Source organism: Micromonospora sp. NPDC002411, from assembly GCF_053592955.1.
The window spans coordinates 1-21,121 of record NZ_JBSFBM010000079.1; the positions used below are offsets into that span (position 1 = coordinate 1).

Genomic DNA, 21,121 nt, shown 5'->3' on the forward strand with positions numbered 1-21,121 from the left:
CAGGCCGCCGCCGACAACGCCGCCGGCCTGGGTGCGCTGCGTCCCGGTGACGCACACGTCGTCCCCGATGAACGCCTCGCGCCACACGTAGCCGGCGACGCAGGTGTGCGGGCCGTACGGGCCGCTGACCCAGCGGCTCGTGGCGACCGCGTTGTCCGCGAGCACCTGGGATCGGGTCGTGCCCGTCACACAGACGTAGTCGGACTGGTCCGCGTCGCGCCAGACGTACCCGCTGACGCAGGTGTTGGGGCCGGACACCAGCCGGGCCGGGTTGCGCCGGGACGCGGCGGCGGCGTTGTCGGCGGCGGCCTGGGTGCGCTGCGCTCCGGTGACACAGACGTCGTCCCCGGCGTACGCCTCGCGCCACACGTAGCCGGCGACGCAGGTGTGCGGGCCGTACGGGCCGTTCACCCAGCGGCTCGCCGCCGCGGCGTTGTCCGCCCACACCTGGCTGCGGGTGGCTCCGGTGACGCAGACCAGGTCGCCCGCGCGGGCCTCGCGCCAGACGTACCCCTGGAGGCAGCGGTTGACCACGTCGGTGGTCACCGTCACCGAGGCGGCGTTGCCGGAGAGCCAGTTCACGCCGATCTGCACGCCGTTGGCGTTGAGTGACTGGGCCGGACCGCCGCCGGGGCCGGTACGCAGCAGGGTCGGCGTGCCGTTGCGGACCTCGTGCAGCAGCACCGTGTCGGCCGGGATGCCGGCGCTCCAACCGGTCTTCCGGCGGAACTCGACCGTGTAGTAGTGGAACAGGTCGGCCGGGTCGAAGGGGATCCGGATCAGCTGCGGGCCGCTCGCGGCGGGCACCTCCAGCGGTGCCAGGGTGAGGCTGCGGGAGCCGACCCCGTCGGCGGCCATGGTGAAGATCCGGTTCTTCGGCAGCCAGCCCAACTCGTCACGGTTGGGTCCGTTGAGCCCGACGGCACTGGTGCCGTAGTTCGCGGTGCCGAAGGCGTAGATGTGCATCGCGCTCATCTCGTCCCACGGGTCGTCGTACTCGCCCGGCTGGGACCACGGCGCGTTCTGGTAGGTGGTGTCGTTGGAGAACGAGTGACCCAGGTTGTAGCCGTGCAGCATCTCGTGCGCGGCGAAGCCGACGTTCCAGGCGCCCGGGTCGAGCAGCACCCGACCGCCGGCCGCGCCGGAGTCCACCCAGTCGTTGAGCATGACCGCGATCCGGTTGCCGGCCGGCACCGCGTAGCCGGCGGCCGCCGCGGTGTCCACGCAGCGCTGGGTCCGGGTCCACCTGTCGATCGACTGGAACTGCGCCAGGGTGTACGGCATCGTGTACCAGCCCCGCACCACCGAGCCGGCCAACGACACCCGACCACCGGACTGGTCGGCCAGGTAGTCCGCCACCCCACCGGTGCCGACGCCGGTCGCCGTGAGGAAGTTGGCGAAGTGCGACGGCGGCTGCGGCTCCGCCGGCTTGTCGCTGAACTTGCACAACAGCACCGACCAGGGGGTGGCGTTGCGGATCGGGCTGGCGGACGCCGGGGCGGCCGGCAGTGCCACCGCCCCCAGCACGGCGCAGGCGAGTGCCACGGCGGACGCGGCGACCCGACGGAGGACTCTGGACTTCACGCGTACGCTCCCATCGCTGCGGCCCACCGGACGAGGGCCTGCGGTCCACATCGGAGCACCGATCGTGATCGGACAGACGCGTTCAGTCGCGTTGGCGACGGGGCTGGAATCCGACTGCGCTGGTCAGCAGCATGTCGGTGCCCGGCGTTAGGCTCGCCGCGTGGGTGTGCACCAGCTCGATCGCGCGCAGGCACGACGGATCGCCGTGCGGGCCCAGTTGTTGGCCGACCCGCGCCCGACCGACCTGCTCACTGTGGTGCGGCACCTGACGCTGCTGCAGATCGACCCGACGGCTGCCGTCGCGCCGAGCGCCGACCTGGTCTGTTGGAGCCGGCTCGGCTCGTCGTACCAGCCCGCGCACCTGCGTCGGGCCCTCGAACGGGATCGGGCGCTCTTCGAGCACCAGGCCATGCTGCGACCGATGGACGACCTGGGGCTCTACCTCGCGGCGATGGCCGCCTGGCCCGCTCACGAGCGGCAGCGCGAGTGGCTGCGCGCGAACGACTCGTTCCGGCGGGACGTGCTCGACCTGCTCGGTCGCTCCGGGCCACTGCTGTCCCGCGACATCCCGGACACCTGCGCGGTGCCCTGGCCGTCGTCGGGTTGGACCAACAACCGCAACGTCACCCAGATGCTGGAGTTCCTGGTCGCCCGCGGCGAGGTCGCGATCTCCGGTCGTCAGGGCCGGCAACGGCTGTGGGACGTCGCCGAGCGGGTCTATCCGGCCGGCACCCCCGTGGTGGCATTGGAGCAGGCGCTTCGGGTCCGTAACGAGCGCCGGCTGCGCGCGTTGGGCATCGCCCGGGCGAAGACACCGGTCCTCCCGGGGGAGCCGGCGGAGGTCGGCGACGCCGGAGAACCGGCAGTGGTCGAGGGAGTCCCAGGGGTCTGGCGGGTGGACCCGGCCGCGCTCGGGCAGCCGTTCACCGGGCGTACGGCGTTGTTGTCGCCGTTCGACAGGCTGGTGCACGACCGGGTCCGCCTCGAAGAGCTCTTCGAGTACGAGTACGTGCTGGAGATGTACAAGCCGAAGGCGAACCGCCGGTGGGGCTACTTCGCGTTGCCGATCCTGCACGGCGACCGGCTGGTCGGAAAGGTGGACGCCACGGCCGACCGCCGGCGCGGCACGTTCACCGTGCACGCCGTCCACGAGGACGTGCCTTTCACCCCGCAGGTGAGCCGGGCCGTGCACGACGAGTTGCGCGACCTGGCGTCCTGGCTGTCGCTGACCCCGGAGGGCCTGCGCTGACGGGTGATCGCTGAGGCCCCCGCACCCCGACGAGCACCCGTCAGCCGCCTCCGTGATCCGGCTAGGCGATCCGGCGCACCCGGCGCAGGGCCAGGTAGAGAAGGAGCACGGCCAGGGCGACGAAGATGCCCGTCTCGATGCCTTGGAACAGCCAGAACCGGTCCCCTGGCTGGTACAGCTGCCAGTTGTACGCGCCGGGTTCGAGGCCCAGCTCGGCGCCGCAGACCCGACCGTCCGGGCCTTTGCCGCCCGGCGGGCACTGGATCCGGGTGTCCTCCGCGATCATCGTCCCGTCCGGGTTACGGACGCCCTGGGTGAGGATCCAGTCCCCCCGGCTGATCTCGGGGGGTCCGTCCATCTCGATCGGGAAGGTCTGGGTACGGGCGGGCTGGTAGTGCGGCCGGGCCAGGAGCTCCACCGCCGCTCGTACGCCGATGAACCCGGCGAGGGTGATGCCCATGGCGGGCAGCATCCGCTTCCAGACGGTGCCGGCGAAGACGCCCAGCGCCACGGCGAAGAGCGTGTAGCCGATCGGGACGATGCCCTGCAGATCGAAGACGATCATGCCGAGGCGACCTTCGTAAGCGGCCTGGGTCAGCGGCTCGACCCACCACGACATGCCCAGCCCGTAACCGATCGCGAGGAGCAGCACGGCGGCGCCGACCAGACCGAACTTCACCAGCGCCCAGCGGGTGCGGCCGACGCCCTGGGTCCAGACGAACCGGTGCGTGCCCTGCTCCACCTCCCGGGCGACCAGTGGTGCGCCCCAGAACAGGCCGACCAGCACCGGCAGGGTGATCAGCAGCACGGCCAGCAGGTTGAGGCTGCCGTACTGGTTGCTGAAGCGGTGGAAGCCCGCGTCGCAAGCCTCGCGGGTCGTCACGGCCACGTCGGCACGGGCAAGCTGGCCAACGCAGTCCGTCAGCCCGAGGTCGGCGAAGGTGTTCCGCATCGACAGGCCGATCGGCACCAGCACGGCCGCGAGCACGGCGAACGCCAGCACTGTGAAGAGGGCCTGCTTGCGGTGTTGCCGCCAGGTCAACCAGATCATGCTGCTACCCCCCACTCGCTGTGACTGGTCTGCGCGGTGCCCTCGGCGAGATAGGCCAGGACGACGTCCTCCAGGCTCACCTCGCGGATCGTCCAGGCCGGATCGGTGACCGGACCGTCGGTGCGGACCAGCAGTGTCGACTGCCGGTCGGTGTGGCTGGACCGGACGACGGCGGCGACGCCCCCGATCGGGCCGCCGTCGTGCCGTGGCCCGACCAGTTGGCGGTGCTCGGCGACCAGGTCGTCGACCGCGCCGGTGAGCTGCACCTTGGCGGCGTTCAGCACGATCAGGTAGTCGCAGACGCGTTCCAGGTCGGCCAGCAGGTGCGAGGAGAGCAGGACTGTGGTCCCGGAATCCGCGACGCTGCCCATCAGCGACTGGAGGAACTCACGCCGGGCCAGCGGGTCGAGGCTGGCGACCGGCTCGTCGAGCAGCAGCAGCCGGGGCTGCTTGGCCAGGGCCAGGGCCAGCGCCACCTGGGCCCGTTGCCCGCCGGAGAGCTTGCCGACGGGTCGGTCCGGTGGAATGCCGAGCTGCGCCAACCGGGTCCGGGCCAGGTGCGCGTCCCACCGCTTGTTCAGCTTGCCGCCGGCGACGACCAGCTCGGATGCCGTGAAGTCCCGGTAGAGCGGGGTGTCCTGGGCGACGAAGCCGATGTCGGCGAGGCCGTCCGTGTCGCCGTACGGCGATCGACCGAACACCCGTACCGTGCCCGCGTCGGGTTTGAGCAGCCCGACGGCCAGGTGCAACAGCGTGCTCTTGCCCGCACCGTTGGGCCCTACCAACGCGGCGATCCGGCCGGCCGGCAGGTGCAGCGAGCAGTCCCGCAACGCCCAGGCGCTGCCGTACCGCTTGCCCAGCCGGTCTGCCTCCAAGACATGGTCCATTCTCTGTCCTCTCGTTCCGCTCATGCGGGTTCCTTCTGCGGGGTGTCTTCGGGGAGGGTGGCGCGCAGCGTGGTCTCCACCAGGGCGATGACATCCTCGGCGGTGAGGCCGGCAGCCTGCGCCCGGTGCAGCCAGGCGACCAGGTCGTCGCGTAGCTCGGCCTGGTTGGGCAGGGACGCGCCGGCCAGGGTGCGCTGGACGAATGTGCCCACCCCGGGTCGGCCGCCGACCAGACCCTCGATCTCCAGTTCCCGGTACGCCTTCAGCACCGTGTTCGGGTTGATCGCCAGGGATTGCGCGACGTCCCGGACCTTCGGCAACTGGTCGCCCGGCGTCAGCAGACCGACCCGCAGAGCCTGTTTCACCTGCTGCACGAGCTGCATGTAGGTGTTCACCTTCGACCGGCTGTCCAGTACGAACTCGATCACTCGCGATGATCCTTCCTGTTGTCCTACGACAGTAGGACTAATAGACAGCTTCACCGGCACGGTGACTCCTGTCAAGGCCGGTGCCGCGCGTGCCCTGCCCGGCCCGGCGCGTCACGATCGGACGTCCGGCGTGTCGACCGGGTGGCACCGACAGGCCAGAGGTTGGCACCCACGGGTCAGCGGCTCGGGAAGGAAGCGGCAGGAATCCAGGCGCAAGGGGAGGTGTGCGATGGTCACCAACGAACTGACGACGCCGAGGGCCACTCCACTGCAGGTGGCCCGCGCGCGCGGCCGCGTACGCGGGCGACTGATCCTGCTCGGCCCGGCGTTCGTCGCCGCGGTCGCGTACGTCGATCCGGGCAACTTCGCCACCAACTCCGCCGCCGGTGCCCGTTACGGCTATCTGCTGGTCTGGGTCGTGGTGGTGGCCAACCTGATGGCGATGCTGGTGCAGACACTCACCGCGAAGCTGGGCCTGGCCACCGGCCGCAGCCTGCCCGAGCTGTGCCGGGAACGCCTGCCGAAGCCCCTCAACAAGGCCATGTGGGTGCAGGCCGAGCTGGTCGCCATGGCCACCGACCTGGCCGAGGTCATCGGTGGCGCGGTCGCGCTGTACCTGCTCTTCGGCATCCCCCTGCTGCCCGGCGGGATCATCATCGGCGCCACAGCGTTCGCCGTGCTCGCGCTGCGCTCGCGGGGCTTCCGCGCCTTCGAGATCGCCATCGCCGTGGGGCTCGGCGTCATCGTCCTGGCCTTCGCGGCGAACCTGCTCGCCGCCGGCTCCGACCCGGGCTCCGCCGTGGCCGGCCTGGTGCCTCGACTCCAGGGCACCGACAGCGTGCTGCTGGCCGCCGGCATCCTCGGTGCCACAGTCATGCCGCACGTCATCTACGTGCACTCCGCGCTGACCCGCGACCGCATCCCCGCCACCGACGACACCGAGCGGCGGATCCTGTTCCGTGGTCAACGCACGGATGTGCTGCTCGCCCTGAGCGCGGCCGGCGCGGTGAACCTCGCCATGCTGCTGATCGCCGCCGCCAGCTTCCGGGGCGGCGGACCGGATGGTGCGGACAGCCTGGAGGGTGTGCACGCCGGGCTCGGCCAGACCATCGGCACCGCCGCGGCGTTCGGGTTCGCCATCGCTCTGCTGGTCTCCGGGCTTGCCTCCACGAGCGTGGGCACCTACGCCGGCGAGGTGATCATGGAGGGCTTCCTGCGGCGGCGGATTCCGCTGCTGCTGCGCCGGCTGGTCACCCTGGTGCCCGCGCTGGCCGTGCTCGCCATCGGCCTCGACCCCACCCGCGCACTCGTGCTGTCCCAGGTCATCCTCAGCTTCGGCATCCCTTTCGCGCTGATCCCGGTGGTCGCCTTCACGCGCCGTCGGGACCTGATGGGCAACCTGGTCAACCACCCGCTCACCACTGCCGCCGCGTCCCTGGTGGCGGTCCTGGTGGTCGCGCTGAACGCCTTCCTGCTCTGGCAGGTCGTCGCCGGGTGAGCCGGCCGATCAAGCGTGCACTCCTCGCAGAAGGGTGATGACCTCTCCGACCGTCCGACGGCCCTCAGGGGTCGGCATGATCGGCCAGTCATGGATCATCCCCTCGCCGATGTGCAGGTGGAGATCGGTCCCGGCCATCCTTTCGGCCCGGTCCCGGAGCAGGACGGCATCGGGGAAGAGGACATCACGTGTGCCGGCGTACACGTGGACGAGTCCGAGATGGTCCAGGTGGCCGCTCAGTGGACTGGTCTGCGGGTGCGAAGGATCGGCTGGGACCGCCCAGCGGGCCGCGAGAACTCGGATGTGCTCGAGATTCAGCAACGGGTCGTGAGGTGCGATGTCGGCGATCTTCGGATTGGTGAAGGTCAGGTCGAGGGCGGGTGAGATCAGAACGGTGATATCCGGCCGCCGGTCTTGTGAGGTCAGGGCCTGGAGCACGGACAAGGCGATGTTCCCGCCCGCTGAATCACCGATCAGGGCGGTCGGTCCCTGTTTCTGGACGTGCTGGGACAGGCGCAGCATGACCGGAAGGACGTCGGCGTGGGTGGCGGTGGGCAGGCGCGGGTACAGGGGCAGGACGACTTCGCGGCCGGATTCACCGGCGATCCGGGCGGCCAGCCTCCAGTGCAGCCTGGTGATGGGGGCTGCCCAGGCGCCGCCGTGGATGTAGACGGCGTAGTGAGGTATCGGATTGGCGGGCGTCAGCCGATAGACGGTCCAGCCTTCGAACTCTTCCCGCCGGACCGTGACACCCGGCAGACGCGGCGGGGCCGGGTTGGTCACTTCGGCGAGGAACCGTCTGGGCTCGAACTGTCGCTTCTTCACTCCTGCTACGCGCAGCAGACCGACAACTGCTCTGCTGGTCAGGCTGGAGCTCACGAGTTCACGACCTGGTAGGAGCCGGAGCGCACGTCGTCCGGCAGGGCGGGACCGCTGGTGCTCCAGCCGAACGTGTTGCGCGCCTTGTGGGAGGTGATGCGCGCCGATGATCGGAGCAACGCCGCCATCGGCCCCATGGCGCTCTCGGCCTGTTCGGCGGTGATCGAGGTCGCGGTGGTTCCGGTCAGGTCCGCGATCGCCTCGGCAAGTTCGCGGAAGGTGAACTGTCGCGGTCCGGCCGCGTTGTAGGTGCCCGCCACCGGACGCTCCAGGGCCGTCAGGTACAGGCGGGCGAGATCGTCCACGTGCACCGGGGTCCACTCGTTGTCGCCGGCGTCGATGTAGGTGGCCGTGCCCGAGCTGGTCGCGGCGCCGATCAGACTGGTCAGCAGCAGGGAACCGCCTCGACCGTAGACCAGACCCGCGCGGATGATCATGCTGTTCAGGCCCGCCGCCTCGCGCACCAGTCGCTCGCCGACGAGCTTGAATGGCTGCAGGCCAGGCTCCGGCAGTTCTGCGTCTTCGTCTCGGGAATGGGTGGGGTCGAGCCCGTAGACCAGGTTGGTGCTGGTGTAGAGGAACGGCTTGCCGGTGCCCGCCTTGCCCGCCCCACGGGTCAGCGCCTCCACGGCAGCAGCCTCTGCCCTGATCGCGTCTTCGCCACCGAAATAGTCGACTGCGGTGTGCACCACCGCATCGGCTTCCGCCGCAGCCTTCTCGAGGAGCGCGGTGTCGGTCAGGTTGCCGAGCAGAGGAGACGCGCCCGCCTCTGTCGTCCTGGCTGCTGATTCCGGGGACCGGGTCAGCGCTACCACGTCGTGGCCCGCCGCGACGAAATGCTCGACGAGCACCGAGCCCAGGTAGCCGGTGCCGCCGGTGATGAGGATCTGCATGTTCTCTCCAGAGCCGGGCGAACGAGGAAACGGATGGATCATCCGTTTGCCAACTGTAGCACGAACCGGATGGGTCATCCGTTTCATCGTCTTGGGCTGCCCGTTCGGGAGCTGCGGGCGCAAGTGGAGCTGTTATCCGTTTATGCTGGAGGAGTGACCGACTCGCCGCTCCGTAAGGACGCAGTACGCAACCGCCAGCGAATCATCGAGATTGGCCGGCAGTTGGTCGCGGACGGCACCCCGATTCAGCTGAACGAGGTGGCCCGCGCCGCCGGCGTTGGCGTCGCCACGGTGTACCGGCACTTCCCGACGCCTCAGGCTCTGATCGAGGCGGTTTCGGTGGCCGGACTTGAGACGCTGATCCAGGCTGCCGAACGGGCCGTGCAGCAGGACGACCCCTGGGCCGCTTTCCGTGATTTCCTGGTCAGGTTCGTGGAGGCGCAACTACTCGACGCCGCCCTGTCCTCGGTGCTGTCCACGCCCACGGCCACCCTGCCGGGCACAGCGCACCTGCTCGATGAGTTGTCCTCGCTGTTCGACAAACTGTTCGTACGGGTCAGGGCGGCAGGGCTGTTGGCGCCCGGCATCACGCTCGCCGACATGACGCCACTGATGTGTGGAGTCGCCTTCGCGGCCAGGATGCATCCAGCCACCGATACGCAACAGCAAGCCGCAGCCGGTCGCCACTACCTCGATGTCGTACTGAACGGGATCCGGACCCGCTGAGCGCCACGGGGATCGAGAGCCGACCCGGTGCACGACCCCACGCGCTAAGTCCGACGGCCCTCGTCGCGGGTCGGGATCTCCTGGAGTTGTTCGAGGGCGTCGGCCGGGTTGGCGTCGGCAGGCAGCGACGTCACGTCTTCGAGCGCGCCCGCCGGCAGGGCGCCCTGCTCGGCCAGGTCCGCCTCGGACGCCTCGGGGTCGACGTCACCCGACACCCGGTCCGGCGGCCCGTAGTCCACGGCGCTCTGCCGTTGCTCCTGGGCATCCGCCTCCGGAGGAGGGAACGTGTCGCCCTGATCATCCCGGTACGTGCTCATCGGAGCCTCCTGCCCGGCGTGTCTCGACATGCCGCCGGGCCGCTGCCTACCCGCCACCACCGCCGTCACGCACCGAGGTGCCGCACCACAGCCTCCGTGGTCTCCGGATGGGCGGCCAGCAGTGCGGTCACCGCACCCCGGTCGGCAGGTGGATCCGCCGACGGCAGCCACCCGCAGTCGTGACCGAGCAGGCTGGCGACGGCATCGACGGCCTCCGGGTGGGCGGCGAGTAGCACGCCCACCCGCCGCTGCGGCGCGGCGACCGTGACCGCCCTCGGTGGGGACGGGGGCGTCAGCCACGGCGGCACCCAGGAATCCAGCTCGGGCAGCGCCCCCGGGAAGGTACGCCCCGCCTCGCGGACCAGCAACGGGACCAACTCCGGCCCCTGGTCCCGCAGTGTCGTGATCAGGGTGGGCAGCCAGGGCAGCAGCACCGGGTCGGGCAGCCGGGCGAAGGCGGTGGACATCGTCTCGACCACGAACGGCGTCAACCCGGGCACCGGCTCCAGCGCGTGCACGAGGCCGGCGAGATACTGCGGGAACGCGGGCACCACCAACGGATTGGCCAGCAGCTCAGCGCACCGGGCCCGTAGCTCGGCCAGCGGTAACAGGCCGAGCTGATGTCGGCCCGCCCAGAGCAGGGCGACCTTCGCCGGCGCCGTCGGATGCGACTGCGCGACGGCCAGCTCCAACTGGGATCGGTCGCAGCCCAGCGACAGCGCCAGGCCCTCCACGGAGAACAGGAAGCCGAGCATCGCGGCGACCTGCCGGACCTCCGTCTCCTCCGCTGTGACGGCGGTCGGCAGCAGGGTGCAGTAGTGCGCGTACCCGGTCGTCACGAACGCCTCGCACCAGGCCGGCAGGCTCGGCGCGGTGGTCCGGTAGTACGCCAGCAGACCCCGGATGCGGCGCAGCACGTCCGGGGCGTCGTCGACGGTGCGCTCGGCGGCGAGCAGGTCCACCGCCCGCGCCCCCAGCTCCTCCACCAGGCGCGGACTGTCGAGCAGCCGGATGGCGTCCTCCACGGCGGCGAGCGCGCCGGAGGCGGTGGCGTCGGGGCCGCGTACGGCCCGGCGCAGTCGTTGCTCCAGGACCTGCTCGACGGTCACCCCTTCGTAGCCGAGCTCGATCAGCGCGCGTTGGTTGCGGCCGAGCGCCAGGTCCCAGCTCTCCTGGATCGAGCGGTGTCCGAGCCGGCGCTCACCCATGATCGGACGCGCCGCGTCCGGTGGCAGCAGGTGTCGCAGGATCCACAGCAGGTCGGAGCAGGGGGCCAGCTCGGGGTGGCCGCCCAGATCCAGCAGCGCCCGCTGGACTGGCCGCTTCTCGAGGGCGAGACCGAGCGGCTGGAGCCGGTCGAGGACGTCGCGGGCCAGCGGTGGAAGGGAGTCGTAACCGACCTGACCGATCCGGTCGCCGCCGAGCAGGATCTCGCAGAGCCGCCGTACGTCCCGCCGGCCGGGCACCACGTCCTTCTCGATGCAGGTGACCGCCGCGTCGGCGAAGTCGTACGGAGTGGGACGCACCCGATTGCGGAGGGCGGCCAGCAGGACCGAGGTCTCGTAGACGGCGATCGCGTCGGCCGTGCTCGCCAGGTAACCGTTTCGGCGGGCCAGCCGGACGATGTCGACGCACCAGCCGCGGAGCTCCGCCTCGTCGAGACCGTCCAGCTCGGGCGGTGCGGCGAGGAACCCGGTGAGTGCGTCGTCGACCGGGCCGGCGGCGGGGGATGGCGCCGCAGTGGTACGGCCCCTCCGGCCCCGGGTCGCCGCGGTGCGTTGACCGTCCAGCCGGTACGGGGACAGCCGGTGGCGGCTCACCGCCTTCGTCCAGGTCGCCGCGGCGATCGACACCGAGCCGGGTGCCAGGTGGAACTGCGCCTCGATGGCCGAGTGACTCGACGGGATCAGCCCGTACCGCCACTGGGTGTCGGTGCGCGGCGTGATGTCGAAGTCGGCGGCGGTGGAGCTCAGCCCGAACTGCTCCACCCGGCTGGCGGCGTGGAACGCGCCGCAGACGTAGAGGCATTCTGCGGGATCGACGCCGGAGGTGGCGAGGTGCTGACGCATCCGCGTCCACATGTACCGCTCGCGGTCCTCGTCACGGTCCAGTCGGTCGGAGTCGGCCGGGCGCAGCCGTCGGAACAAGCTGCCGATCAGCACCATCACCTGTCGGTAGGTGTCGTAGTCGGCGTCGGTCAGCGGGCGTTCGACGTACTGGTCCCACCACTCCGACCAGTGCCGGACCTTGCCGTGGTGCAGCAGATAGGCCTCCAGCTCCGCGAACCGGGGCCGCACGTCACCGATCTCCAGCCCGACGGCGTCGCCGTGCAGCCCGGACTCGTCGGTCGGCCCGGCGTCGCCGCCCGGGGCGGTCAGATCCTCGCGCGGTGACCACTGGAAGACGTGGTCGGTGGAGCGGTCCACCAGCACCAGTTCGACCCCGGGGGTCTCCAGCGCGTACGCGATGGCCTGGTATTCCGCCGACGCCTCGGTGACCGGCGCGACGACGCTGAGCGGGCCCCAGGTGGCGGGGAAGCCGGACAATTCCGACGCGAACGCCTGCACCGCGACCGGGAGGCGGCAGTTGCGGAGCTCCCCGAGCAGCGGCTGAAGATCCTCGCACAGCTCCAGGTAGATCACCCTGGGCTGCTTGGCCCGTAGTCGACGCACCATCGCCAGCGCGGAGGCCGGCGAGTGATGGCAGACCGGAAAGATCTCCAGCCGCTCGGAGAGCGCGCGGTCGACATCGTCGACGATGCCCGCGAGGATCGCACCGAGCGCGTCGGGGGACCCGGCGAACGTGGAGGCCGCGTCCGTGAGCTGCTCGCGCAGCGCGTCGAAGGGGCCGGTGACGGTGGGTGCGGTCACGACAGGGACGCGATCGCCTGGCGACCGCCGTCGAGGAAGCCGGCCCACCCGTCGTCGTCCTTACGCGCGCGCGGCTCCACCACGCCGTGCAGGTACTTGTTGAGGATCGCCAGGTCCTCCGGGCTGCGCCGGGCCAGCGAGCCGACCAGCGACCCGGCGATCGTGGCCGCCCGCAGTGTGCGGTCGCCGAAGAACTGGCTGTGCAGGATGGCGTCCTCCAAGACGCCGATCTGCTCGGCGGTGGACAGCGCCGACTCCAGCTTCTCGTCGTCGCTGGTCGCAGCGGCGGCACCGGCCCGCAGGTCGGCGAAGCTCTGCAGCAGGATGTCCAGCAGCGTGGGCGGCACGTCCAGCTCGATGCGGTGCCGGCGCAGCAGCTCCTCGGTGCGGAAGCGGACGATCTCGGCCTCGCTGCGCTTGTTGGTCACCACCGGGATCCGGACGAAGTTGAACCGCCGCTTGAGCGCCGAGGAGAGGTCGTTGACGCCCCGGTCGCGGCTGTTCGCGGTGGCGATGATCGAGAAGCCGGGCTGGGCGAAGACGATGTTGTCGTGGTCCAGCTCGGGGATGGCGACGTACTTCTCGGACAGAATCGAGATCAACGCGTCCTGTACGTCGCTTGTGGAACGGGTCAACTCCTCGAAGCGACCGACCACGCCCTGCTCCATCGCCGTCATGATCGGCGACGGGATCATCGACTCCCGGGACTGTCCCTTGGCGATGACCATGGACACGTTCCACGAGTACTTGATGTGGTCCTCAGTGGTGCCGGCGGTGCCCTGAACGACCAGTGTCGAGTTGCGGCAGATCGCAGCGGCCAGCAGCTCGGCCAGCCAACTCTTGCCGGTGCCGGGGTCACCGATCAGCAGCAGGCCGCGATCCGAGGCGAGGGTGACGATGGCCCGCTCGACGAAGCTGCGGTCGCCGAACCACTTCTGCGGGATCTCCCGGGACAGGCCGTCGGCTCGCTCCGAGCCGAGGATGAACAGACGGACCATACGAGGGCTCAGTCGCCAGGAGAACGGCTTCGGGCCGGTGTCGACCGACTCGAGGAAGTCGAGCTCGTCGGCGTACGTGACCTCGGCGGGGGCGCGCAGCATCTCGGACATGAGGGGTTGCTCTCCTAGGTGAGGAAGTTCTTGAGCTCGACGACGAGTTTGCGGATGTGCCCCGAGATGACCGGGGTGCCAAGGTCCTTGAAACGTTGACGGAACCAGGGGTTGACGCTCTGCTGGCCGGAACTGCTGACCGAGCCGACCGGGATGACCCGTACGCCGGAGCGGTGCACCGCGACGAGGCCGTCGAAGAGCGGCTGGGACCTGTCGAACTCGTAGAAGTCCGAGATCCACACCAGCACTGTGTTCTTCGGCTCGACAATCTTCGGCCGGGCCAGCGCCAGCGCCACCGGCCCGTCGTTGCCACCACCGAGCTGGGTGCGGAGCAGCACCTCGAACGGGTCGTGCACCCACGGGGTGAGGTCCAGGGCTCGGGTGTCATACGCGATCAGGTGCACGTCGACCTTCGGCAGGCCGGCGAAGATCGACGCGAGGATGGTGCAGTTGACCATCGAGTCGACCATGGAGCCGGACTGGTCCACCACGACGATGAGCCGGGCCGGGGCGGTGCGCCGGGCGGTCTGCCGGTAGTAGAGCCGGTCGACGTAGAGCCGCTCGTCCTCCGGGCTCCAGTTGGTCAGGTTCTGCCAGATGGTCCGGTCGAGGTCCAGGTTCCGGAACACCCGCTTGGGTGGCACCGACCGGTCCAGTGCCCCCGCGCTGGTCTGTTGCACCTGCGTTCGCAGCACCTCGGCGACCTCGTCGACGAACCGCCGGATCAACGCCTTGGCGTTGGCCAGTGCCACCCCGGAGAGGTTGGCCTTGTCCCGCAGCAACTGCTCGATGAGGGACATGCTGGGGGTCAACGCCTTGGCCAGCGTCGGGTCGGCGAGCACCTCCCGCAGGTGCATGCGCCGGACCAGGTCACCCTCCAGGCCCGCGAGGGTGGCGCCCAGCCCGGTGCCCTGTCGGCGCAGGTCGCCGGGCTCGCCCCCGAGCGCCTGCTCGAACCAGCCGGCGTCCGACTGCCAGCGGGCCAGTTGGTTGGCGCTGACCGGACCGGAGCCGGTGGCGAAAACGTTGAGCAGCACCTTCGACACCAGCGCGGCCCGGCGGACCTCGGCCTCGCCGGGCCGGTGGGCTTCGGCACCGCTGTCGCCGGGGTCGTCGTCACCCGGGCTGAGCAGACCGCGCAGCTCTGCCGCGAGTGCCGGAAAGCGTTGAACGATGGTGTCCACCGAGACCGCCGGGTCCAACAGGGCGGTGGGCAGCCCGAGGTCGTCGACCACGGCAACGCTCGCGGACTCCAGGCTGGGCTGCTCGTCGCGGTCAAACAGGCGCGACAGCAGCCTCCAGTAGAGGACCTGACGGCGGTTGGCGTCGGCGGACCCGCCGTTGGGGATCGGTTCGGTCATCGGCGCAGCAACCGTCCCGCTCGCTCGCGCAGCACGGCCACGGCATCGCCTGCCCGGGCCTCCTCCTTGGCGATCTTCGGATCGGTGACACCGCGCGCCCAGTCGCCGTTGTGAGCCTGCACCGCGCGTCGTTTCACGGTGGCGCGCACCGCCAGCGGCTGGAGCTGCCACCGACCGTCGTCCCACCGCAGCAGGCCCAGGAAGGCCGACGCGGCGGCGACCAGTTCGGGGGTGAGAGGGCCGGCTGCCGGCAACCGGTCGACGGCCAGCACGATCCGTTCGCCGTCCACCTCGACCGCGAGCGTGCCGTCCTCCTCGTGGACCTGGTTGCCCTCGACGAGCACCGGTTCGCCGATGAGCGTCGGGTGTCGGTCCAGTGGGGCGGTCGAGGCAGCGACCGCCGGGGGCAGCAGCACCCGAGCGGTGGCGAACGGGTCGGCGGGCTCGTCGAGGCGGGCCCGCTCGTCGACCCACCCCAGGTCGCCGCTGTGCAGTGGCAGGTCGGTGACGGTCAGCGCCCGGTGTTCGGCAAGCGCGGTGAGCAGCATCGGGTGTGCCGAGAGCAGCCGCCAGACCGCTGGCCCGACGATGGTGTCCACTTTCGCGGCGGCGACCGCCGTGCGGACCAGCCGCGCCGGCCCGCCGTCGACCGGCTCCAGGACGGCGTGCACCTGGACCTGCACGGCCGTGTCGTGGGCGTGCACGTCCACACCGAGCGGCAGCAGTCGTCCGGAGACCTGTGGCGCCTCGTCGGTCGGCTGGGTGCCCTCGCTGAGCAGCACGCCCCGGGCCCAGAGGTCGGCCCAGCGCCGGGCGGGCACCTCCACCATGGTGGCGACCGGGGCGCAGGCCCGCAGTTCGGCGGTGAGGCCGTCGAGCAGCACCGCGAGTCGGCGTAGCTCCGGCACGGCCATTGCCGCCTCGACCACCGTCGCCGCGGCGGAGAGCCGCTCGTGGTCGACGCCGCGCCAGCCGGTGACGGCCACCTCGTGCCACCACGCCCGGGCGCCCGCGAGGGCGGGCAGCGCCTCGGCGGGCCCGGAGACCGCCGTCGCCCATGGTGACCGCTGCCGTCCCAGCGCCGCGTCGCACTGCCCGAGGAGAGCGTCGTGCGCCGCACCCAGCAGCGCTGAGCGTGCCCCGGCCAGGGCGGCGAGGTGCCCGGGGCCGACCGACCCGGCGGTGACCGCGCTGACCGCTGTGGCGACCGGGTCGGCCAGTGGGGTGCCGGCCAACGCGTCGGCGAACGCGGCCAGTGACGCCGCGTCCCGCTCGCCGACCCGGCCGAAGCCGTTGGCGAGGGCGTCGTCGAAACCGGTGACCACGTCGAGCGCGTCGGTCAGCCCGACCGGAGCCTCGCGGAGCTGCGTGACCTGGGTGCCGCGCATCAGCGAGCAGCCCCGGTCGCCGGGAACCACTGCAGCTCCGGTAGCGCGACAGTGCTGCCCGGCTGCTCCAGGTAGGACAGGTGGCGCAGGAAGCGGCTGAACACCATCGCCGCCGACGTCGGCTCGTGCCTGGCGTCCAGCCGCGCCAGCAGTGCCGCGCCGCCGGACACCCCGTCACCGACGTCGACCCGCAGGTAACGGGCGACCCGGGCGGCACCGTACTGGAGGAGCGCCTCGTCGGCGAGCGCGTGCAGGTGTTTGCACGGGGCGCCGCGCAGGCCACCGCACGGCCGGTTGTTGTTGGTGCTGCAGTGATAGGCGTGGGTGCCGGCGGAGACCGACGAGACGTAGACCCGCTCGATGTCCGAGCCGCTGGAGACGACGCCCTGCAACCGCCCGTCAGCCAGTTCGACGAAGGGCACCTTGGCCAGTTTGCGGGGTCGCGCTGGCGGCACCACCGCCAGCACGCTGCGCCGTCGCCATCCGGCTCCGTCGGCGTCCGTCACGTCACGCCCTCCCACCATCGACAAACCCACTGTGATGCGCACGCCTGCCGGGGCCCGGCGGCGCTGCGACGACACGATCATGGACGACGGGTACGACAGATCCGGTGGCGGTCCGCGGCAGGGCTGGCGGGCTCCGAGCCGTGGAGATGGTCAGCCGACCGGTGCCTCGGGCTCTCTTCTCTGGCCGGTCGCGGCGGCCATTCCCAACCCCAGCAGCGCGCACACCGCGCCGACCAGGAAGAGCAGTGAGGCGGCCGGTTGACCAAGCCACTCCCAGAACGGGTGCCAGGCCGGATGTGGCTCGCCGCGGTGGTGGCGCAGCAGCGACGGGACGGCCAGCAGCACCGGCAGCCACCACAGCACCACGGCCACACCCAGCAGGCCGCTCACGGCGCTGCCGCGCTGTGCGGAGCGGTGGCTGGCCCAGCCGAAGACCCACCACCCGGCCACCGCGCCCAGCAGCGTGCCGAGCACCCCGGCGGGGGCCACCAGCGGCGGTGGCGCGCGGTGCAGCTCGACCGCCAGGTAGGCGGCGTCGGCGGCGGTCTGCGACGAGATCGAGGCGTTCAGGATGGTGTCGCCGCGTCGAGCGACCAGCGTGGTGTCGGTGATCGCGAGCGGGGTGGCGCACATCTTGTCCGCGCAGCTGATGCCCTCGGCCACCTGCGGGTCGTACACCGTCCAACCTGCGCCGGTCAGGCGGTCCCGGGCCACCGCGACGATCTGCTCGGCGGGCACCGGTGGCGCGCCGAAGGCGGCGGCGCTGGTGGCGCTCTCCTGGTATTCGCCGCCGTCACCGAGCACCAGTGTCTTCACGGTGCCCGGACGCAGCGCGTGCCCGTAGACGACGAAGAGCGCGGGCGGGGTGTCGATCTCGCCGAGGTCGTGGCCGGGAAAGGCCATGGTCAGGATGGCGCTGGCCTCGGCCCGGTCGGGTTGCGGCCTGGACGTCTCCCAGGCGACCCGGCTGGCCAACGCGCCGGTGAAGAGGCCGCACACGACCGCGGCGAGCGGCACCCAGACGACAGCAGCGCCCCTGCTCGGACGGCCCAGCCGGTGGAGAAGCCGCCGCCCGAACGGGCGGGCCGCGGAGGTGTCGGTCCCGGGCATGATCATCCCTCCGATCGAGAACGAGGCGGAGCGACGGTACATCGACCAGGGGTGTGGACGCGTACCCGCGACTGCCGCCGTCGGTGGTCGGGATCGGACAAGATGGGCGGGTGGCCGGGGCATGGCCGCGACGAGGAGGATGGCGATGCGGGTACGCGGGCGGTTGAGCGGGGGACGGCGTGCCCGGGTGGGGGCGGCGCTGGGGGCCTTGCTCACCGGCGTGGTCGTACCGACGGTGGTGCTGACCGCGGGGGCGGCGGTCGCGGCGGCGGTCGGTGCGCCGGTCTGCCAGATACGCGACGACCGGCTCCGCGAGCTGTCCGGGATGGTCGCCACCGACGACGGGTACGTGGTCGTCAACGACGGTGCCGACGACGAGGCCCGTCGTCGGATCTTCTTCCTCGACCAGCGGTGCGCTGTGGTCCGGACGGTCTCCTACCCGTCCCGGCCCAGGGACACCGAGGACCTGGCCGTCGGCCGGGACGGCACCGTCTGGGTCGCCGACATCGGCGACAACGACCGTTCGCGTACGACTGTCGGCGTGTGGCGGCTCGCACCGGGGGCGGAGCAGCCGGTGCTGCACCGGATGACCTACCCGGACCGCCCGCACGACGCCGAGGCGCTGCTGCTCGACGCCGACGGCCAACCGATGATCATCACCAAGGGTGGCAGCGGCACCGTCTTCCTGTACCGCCCGACCACCGCGCTGCGACCGGGGGCGACGACGACGCTGACCCTGGCCGGCCAGGTGACCCTGCCGACGACGACGACCAGCAACCCGTTCTCGTTCCTCGGGCGGGGTGTGGTCACCGGCGCGGCGACCGCGCCGGACGGGCGTCGGGTGGTGCTGCGCAGCTACGCCGACGCCTTCGAGTACGACGTCCCCGATGGGGATGTGGTCAAGGCGTTGACGTCCGGCACCCCCAGGACCACACCGTTGCCGGACGAACCCCAGGGCGAGTCGATCACCTACAGTCGCGACGGTGAGTCGCTGCTCACCGTCTCCGAATCCGCCGACCAACCGCCGGGTACCCGTCCGACGATCCTGCGCTACCCGGCCACGGCCGAGACGGCACCGACCACGGCCCCGACGGGCTCCACCGGCCCGGTGTCACCCACCGGCGTCCGTCCGATCGCCGCTGACACCATCGGCCCGGGCAGCCGCACCTGGCTGCTGGTCGCCGGCGTCGGGACACTGCTGGCTCTGCTCGGGCTGGCCGGTGTGCTGCGGTGGAGGCACACCGCACGCCGCTGAGCGGACGGGGCGGTGCGGCAGGATGAGTCCCATGTCCACGCTGTCCACGCTGCGTCACCCGATCATCGCCGCTCCGATGGCCGGCGGCCCGTCCACGCCCGCGCTCGCGGCTGCCGTCTCCGCAGCCGGTGGGCTGGGCTTCCTGGCCGCCGGAATGATCGACACCGACCGGCTGGCCGCCGACGTCGCCGAGGTCCGCGCTCGCACCGATCGGCCGTTCGGGGTCAACCTCTTCCTGCCCGACCCGGGCGGCGTCGACGAGGCCGCCATCCGGGCGTACGCGGAACGGCTCGCCCCGCAGGCCGCCCAGCGCGGGGTCAGCCTGGGCGAGCCGGTGGGCGGCGACGACGCGTACCCGGAGAAGCTCGCCGTCCTGCTCGCGGACCCGGTCCCGGTGGTGTCCTTCGTGTTCGGGCTGCCCGACCGGGCGGCGGTGGCCGCCCTGCGTGAGCGGGGCACCGAGGTGTGGGCCACTGTCACCCGCCCGGAGGCCGCCACGGCCGCCGCCGACCTCGGTGTGGACGCGGTCGTGGTGCAGGGCACCGAGGCCGGTGGGCACCGCGGTGGCCTGCCGGACGACGACGACTACGCGCTGCTGCCGTTGCTCCGGCTGACCGCCGCCCGCTGCGACCTGCCACTGGTGGCGGCGGGGGGCATCGTCGACGGCCCCGCGCTGGCCGCCGTCCTGGCTGCCGGTGCCACCGCCGCGCAGCTCGGCACCGCCTTCCTGCGGTGCCCGGAGGCGGGCAGTTCGCCGATGCACCGGGAGGCGGTGGCCAGTACCGCGCCGACCGCGTTGACCCGGTCGTTCACCGGTAAGCGGGCCCGGGGCGTGACCAACGACTTCCTGCGCCAGCACGACGCCGCGGCGCCGGCCGGTTACCCGCAGGTGCTGCACCTGACGCGCCCGCTGCTCGCCGCCGCCCGGCGCGACGGGGACGCGTCGGTCGCGAACGCGTGGGCCGGACAGGCGCACACACTGGCCCGTGACCTGCCGGCGGCCGAGGTCGTGGCCGACGTGAGCGCCGGTGCCCGGGCGGCCCTCGCCGCGCTGACCGAGCGGTCGACCCGCTGGGGATGACCAGGGTGCCGAGCACCGGCCCGGGCGGGCGGGGCAGGACGGGCCGGAGACCCGTTAGAGTCTCGCCGTGATCGAGATCGGTGCGCAGGTCGAGCTGTCCCACCCACCCGAGCGGGTCTGGCTGGCATTGACCGATCGGGAGCTGCTCGGCCGGTGGTTCGCCGAGGCCGAGACGCTGGAGGGCGTACCGGATCGGCTGTTGCTGCACACTGCCGGGTTGCCCGGCTTCGGGGCCGACGTCGAGGTCGAGGTGACCGACCGGCAGGAGCCGGAACGTCTCGTGCTGGCCTGCGACGAGGCGGGCCGGCTCAGCGAGGTGACCTGTGACGTCACGGCCACGACGCAGGGCTGCCGGCTGGAGGTGCGGGAGGTCACCACGCACGGCGGGTGGTCCGTCGAGCAGCAGAAGCCACGCGAGCAGCAACTCCGGCAGGCGCTGACCGTACGACTGCCGGCCATCCTCGACTGGCTCGCCTTCCAGCAGGTCGACCTACGGCGCGGCGACGGCGGGATGACCACCGAACTGCCGTTGGTCGGTGCGTCCCGCAACGGGCCGGCCCGCTCCCGTCGGCGGACGGTGGCCGCCGTGCTGGTCGGGCTGGCGGTCCTCGGCGGGTCGGCGGCGTGGGTGGCGCTCCCGGTCGGCGGGGAGCAGAGCGCCGCGCCTCCCGCGCCCTCGTCCCCGTCGCCGTCCGTGACGGCCGTCGCGGTCGCCACCACCCCACGCGCGACAGCCTCCGTGCGTCCGTCGCGGACGGCCACGTCGCCGACCGTCCGTCCGAGTCGGACCCCGTCGCTGAAGCCGACACCGACAGCCACGGCGGCGGTGCCACCACCCCCGCCGCCGCTGACCGCCCGCTACGAGACCGACTCCAGCCGGCTGTTCGGCTACACCGGCGAAGTGGTGGTCGGCAATCCCGCAGCCACTC

18 protein-coding genes and 1 pseudogene are annotated in these 21,121 nt (G+C 71.7%); 6 read left to right on the forward strand and 13 right to left on the reverse strand.

Annotated features, from left to right (window positions below; genetic code table 11):
* Positions 1-1,584 (reverse strand): annotated as a pseudogene (locus tag ACWCO3_RS12380) (hypothetical protein); the annotation flags it as partial.
* A gap of 160 nt (positions 1,585-1,744) precedes the next feature.
* Here ACWCO3_RS12380 and ACWCO3_RS12385 point away from each other — a divergent pair.
* Positions 1,745-2,833, forward strand: coding sequence for a DNA glycosylase AlkZ-like family protein (locus ACWCO3_RS12385; RefSeq protein WP_145784436.1), 1,089 nt, complete (start codon positions 1,745-1,747; stop codon positions 2,831-2,833).
* Between the two features lie 61 nt (positions 2,834-2,894).
* Here ACWCO3_RS12385 and ACWCO3_RS12390 read toward each other — a convergent pair whose 3' ends face one another.
* Genes ACWCO3_RS12390 through ACWCO3_RS12400 form a run of 3 tightly spaced genes read right to left on the reverse strand, consistent with a single transcriptional unit; the run spans position 2,895 to position 5,199 of the window.
* A complete protein-coding gene (locus ACWCO3_RS12390) occupies positions 2,895-3,884 on the reverse strand; it encodes an ABC transporter permease (protein WP_145784434.1) in 990 nt (329 codons plus the stop codon).
* Entirely contained in the window at positions 3,881-4,771 is an 891-nt protein-coding gene (locus ACWCO3_RS12395) for an ABC transporter ATP-binding protein (protein WP_358074730.1), read from the reverse strand. Before ACWCO3_RS12395 ends, ACWCO3_RS12390 begins: the two co-directional genes overlap by 4 nt.
* A gap of 20 nt (positions 4,772-4,791) precedes the next feature.
* On the reverse strand, positions 4,792-5,199 hold the full coding sequence (locus ACWCO3_RS12400; RefSeq protein ID WP_113974454.1) for a GntR family transcriptional regulator: 408 nt from the start codon (positions 5,197-5,199) through the stop codon (positions 4,792-4,794).
* Positions 5,200-5,428: 229 nt separating this feature from the next.
* On the opposite strand from ACWCO3_RS12400, the gene ACWCO3_RS12405 reads away from it, so the two are divergent.
* Complete coding sequence (locus ACWCO3_RS12405; RefSeq protein WP_145784429.1) at positions 5,429-6,697, forward strand: Nramp family divalent metal transporter; 1,269 nt, start codon at positions 5,429-5,431, stop codon at positions 6,695-6,697.
* 9 nt (positions 6,698-6,706) lie between these two features.
* On the opposite strand, the gene ACWCO3_RS12410 is transcribed toward ACWCO3_RS12405, so the two are convergent.
* On the reverse strand, positions 6,707-7,576 hold the full coding sequence (locus ACWCO3_RS12410; RefSeq protein WP_167524896.1) for an alpha/beta hydrolase fold domain-containing protein: 870 nt from the start codon (positions 7,574-7,576) through the stop codon (positions 6,707-6,709).
* Positions 7,573-8,469, reverse strand: coding sequence for an NAD-dependent epimerase/dehydratase family protein (locus ACWCO3_RS12415; protein WP_450009915.1), 897 nt, complete (start codon positions 8,467-8,469; stop codon positions 7,573-7,575). The genes ACWCO3_RS12410 and ACWCO3_RS12415 overlap by 4 nt, the downstream gene beginning before the upstream one ends.
* Before the next feature lie 153 nt (positions 8,470-8,622).
* Between ACWCO3_RS12415 and ACWCO3_RS12420 the strand changes: the two genes are divergently transcribed.
* Positions 8,623-9,195 carry a TetR/AcrR family transcriptional regulator gene (locus tag ACWCO3_RS12420; RefSeq protein ID WP_450009917.1) on the forward strand — a complete coding sequence of 191 codons (573 nt, stop codon included), beginning with the start codon at positions 8,623-8,625 and terminating at the stop codon, positions 9,193-9,195.
* A gap of 44 nt (positions 9,196-9,239) precedes the next feature.
* Here ACWCO3_RS12420 and ACWCO3_RS12425 read toward each other — a convergent pair whose 3' ends face one another.
* From ACWCO3_RS12425 to ACWCO3_RS12455, 7 genes are all read right to left on the reverse strand, one after another.
* The gene (locus ACWCO3_RS12425; RefSeq protein ID WP_145784420.1) at positions 9,240-9,512 is read right to left on the reverse strand and encodes a hypothetical protein; all 273 of its coding nucleotides are present in this window, start codon (positions 9,510-9,512) and stop codon (positions 9,240-9,242) included.
* Positions 9,513-9,577: 65 nt separating this feature from the next.
* Positions 9,578-12,382 (reverse strand): DUF5682 family protein, encoded by a 2,805-nt coding sequence (locus tag ACWCO3_RS12430; RefSeq protein WP_450009918.1) that lies wholly within the window; start codon positions 12,380-12,382, stop codon positions 9,578-9,580.
* Positions 12,379-13,491: an ATP-binding protein gene (locus ACWCO3_RS12435; protein WP_145784416.1), complete on the reverse strand. Its 1,113-nt coding sequence runs from the start codon at positions 13,489-13,491 to the stop codon at positions 12,379-12,381. The genes ACWCO3_RS12430 and ACWCO3_RS12435 overlap by 4 nt, the downstream gene beginning before the upstream one ends.
* A 14-nt stretch (positions 13,492-13,505) precedes the next feature.
* Positions 13,506-14,852, reverse strand: coding sequence for a VWA domain-containing protein (locus tag ACWCO3_RS12440; RefSeq protein ID WP_145784414.1), 1,347 nt, complete (start codon positions 14,850-14,852; stop codon positions 13,506-13,508).
* Positions 14,849-16,240, reverse strand: coding sequence for a hypothetical protein (locus tag ACWCO3_RS12445; RefSeq protein ID WP_450009927.1), 1,392 nt, complete (start codon positions 16,238-16,240; stop codon positions 14,849-14,851). Before ACWCO3_RS12445 ends, ACWCO3_RS12440 begins: the two co-directional genes overlap by 4 nt.
* On the reverse strand, positions 16,240-16,707 hold the full coding sequence (locus tag ACWCO3_RS12450) for a hypothetical protein (RefSeq protein ID WP_358163243.1): 468 nt from the start codon (positions 16,705-16,707) through the stop codon (positions 16,240-16,242). The genes ACWCO3_RS12445 and ACWCO3_RS12450 overlap by 1 nt, the downstream gene beginning before the upstream one ends.
* A gap of 189 nt (positions 16,708-16,896) precedes the next feature.
* Positions 16,897-17,856: a hypothetical protein gene (locus ACWCO3_RS12455; protein WP_450009920.1), complete on the reverse strand. Its 960-nt coding sequence runs from the start codon at positions 17,854-17,856 to the stop codon at positions 16,897-16,899.
* On the opposite strand from ACWCO3_RS12455, the gene ACWCO3_RS12460 reads away from it, so the two are divergent.
* The 3 genes from ACWCO3_RS12460 to ACWCO3_RS12470 form a co-directional block, all read left to right on the forward strand.
* Positions 17,855-19,111, forward strand: coding sequence for a hypothetical protein (locus ACWCO3_RS12460; protein WP_450009922.1), 1,257 nt, complete (start codon positions 17,855-17,857; stop codon positions 19,109-19,111). The two genes, ACWCO3_RS12455 and ACWCO3_RS12460, sit on opposite strands and share 2 nt — an antisense overlap.
* A 31-nt stretch (positions 19,112-19,142) precedes the next feature.
* On the forward strand, positions 19,143-20,192 hold the full coding sequence (locus ACWCO3_RS12465; RefSeq protein WP_358051942.1) for an NAD(P)H-dependent flavin oxidoreductase: 1,050 nt from the start codon (positions 19,143-19,145) through the stop codon (positions 20,190-20,192).
* A 67-nt stretch (positions 20,193-20,259) separates the two neighbouring features.
* Positions 20,260-21,121 (forward strand): SRPBCC family protein (locus ACWCO3_RS12470; protein ID WP_450009925.1); only part of this gene is annotated, 862 nt, incomplete at its 3' end.

Excerpts from the sequence above, each read along its gene's own strand:
- ACWCO3_RS12390 (WP_145784434.1), bottom strand. The coding sequence starts at position 3,884 with ATGATCTGGTTGACCTGGCGGCAACACCGCAAGCAGGCCCTCTTCACA.
- ACWCO3_RS12395 (WP_358074730.1), bottom strand. The coding sequence starts at position 4,771 with ATGGACCATGTCTTGGAGGCAGACCGGCTGGGCAAGCGGTACGGCAGC.
- ACWCO3_RS12405 (WP_145784429.1), top strand. The coding sequence starts at position 5,429 with ATGGTCACCAACGAACTGACGACGCCGAGGGCCACTCCACTGCAGGTG.
- ACWCO3_RS12415 (WP_450009915.1), bottom strand. The coding sequence starts at position 8,469 with ATGCAGATCCTCATCACCGGCGGCACCGGCTACCTGGGCTCGGTGCTC.
- ACWCO3_RS12425 (WP_145784420.1), bottom strand. The coding sequence starts at position 9,512 with ATGAGCACGTACCGGGATGATCAGGGCGACACGTTCCCTCCTCCGGAG.
- ACWCO3_RS12435 (WP_145784416.1), bottom strand. The coding sequence starts at position 13,491 with ATGTCCGAGATGCTGCGCGCCCCCGCCGAGGTCACGTACGCCGACGAG.
- ACWCO3_RS12440 (WP_145784414.1), bottom strand. The coding sequence starts at position 14,852 with ATGACCGAACCGATCCCCAACGGCGGGTCCGCCGACGCCAACCGCCGT.
- ACWCO3_RS12445 (WP_450009927.1), bottom strand. The coding sequence starts at position 16,240 with ATGCGCGGCACCCAGGTCACGCAGCTCCGCGAGGCTCCGGTCGGGCTG.
- ACWCO3_RS12460 (WP_450009922.1), top strand. The coding sequence starts at position 17,855 with ATGATCATCCCTCCGATCGAGAACGAGGCGGAGCGACGGTACATCGAC.
- ACWCO3_RS12455 (WP_450009920.1), bottom strand. The coding sequence starts at position 17,856 with ATGCCCGGGACCGACACCTCCGCGGCCCGCCCGTTCGGGCGGCGGCTT.
- ACWCO3_RS12465 (WP_358051942.1), top strand. The coding sequence starts at position 19,143 with ATGTCCACGCTGTCCACGCTGCGTCACCCGATCATCGCCGCTCCGATG.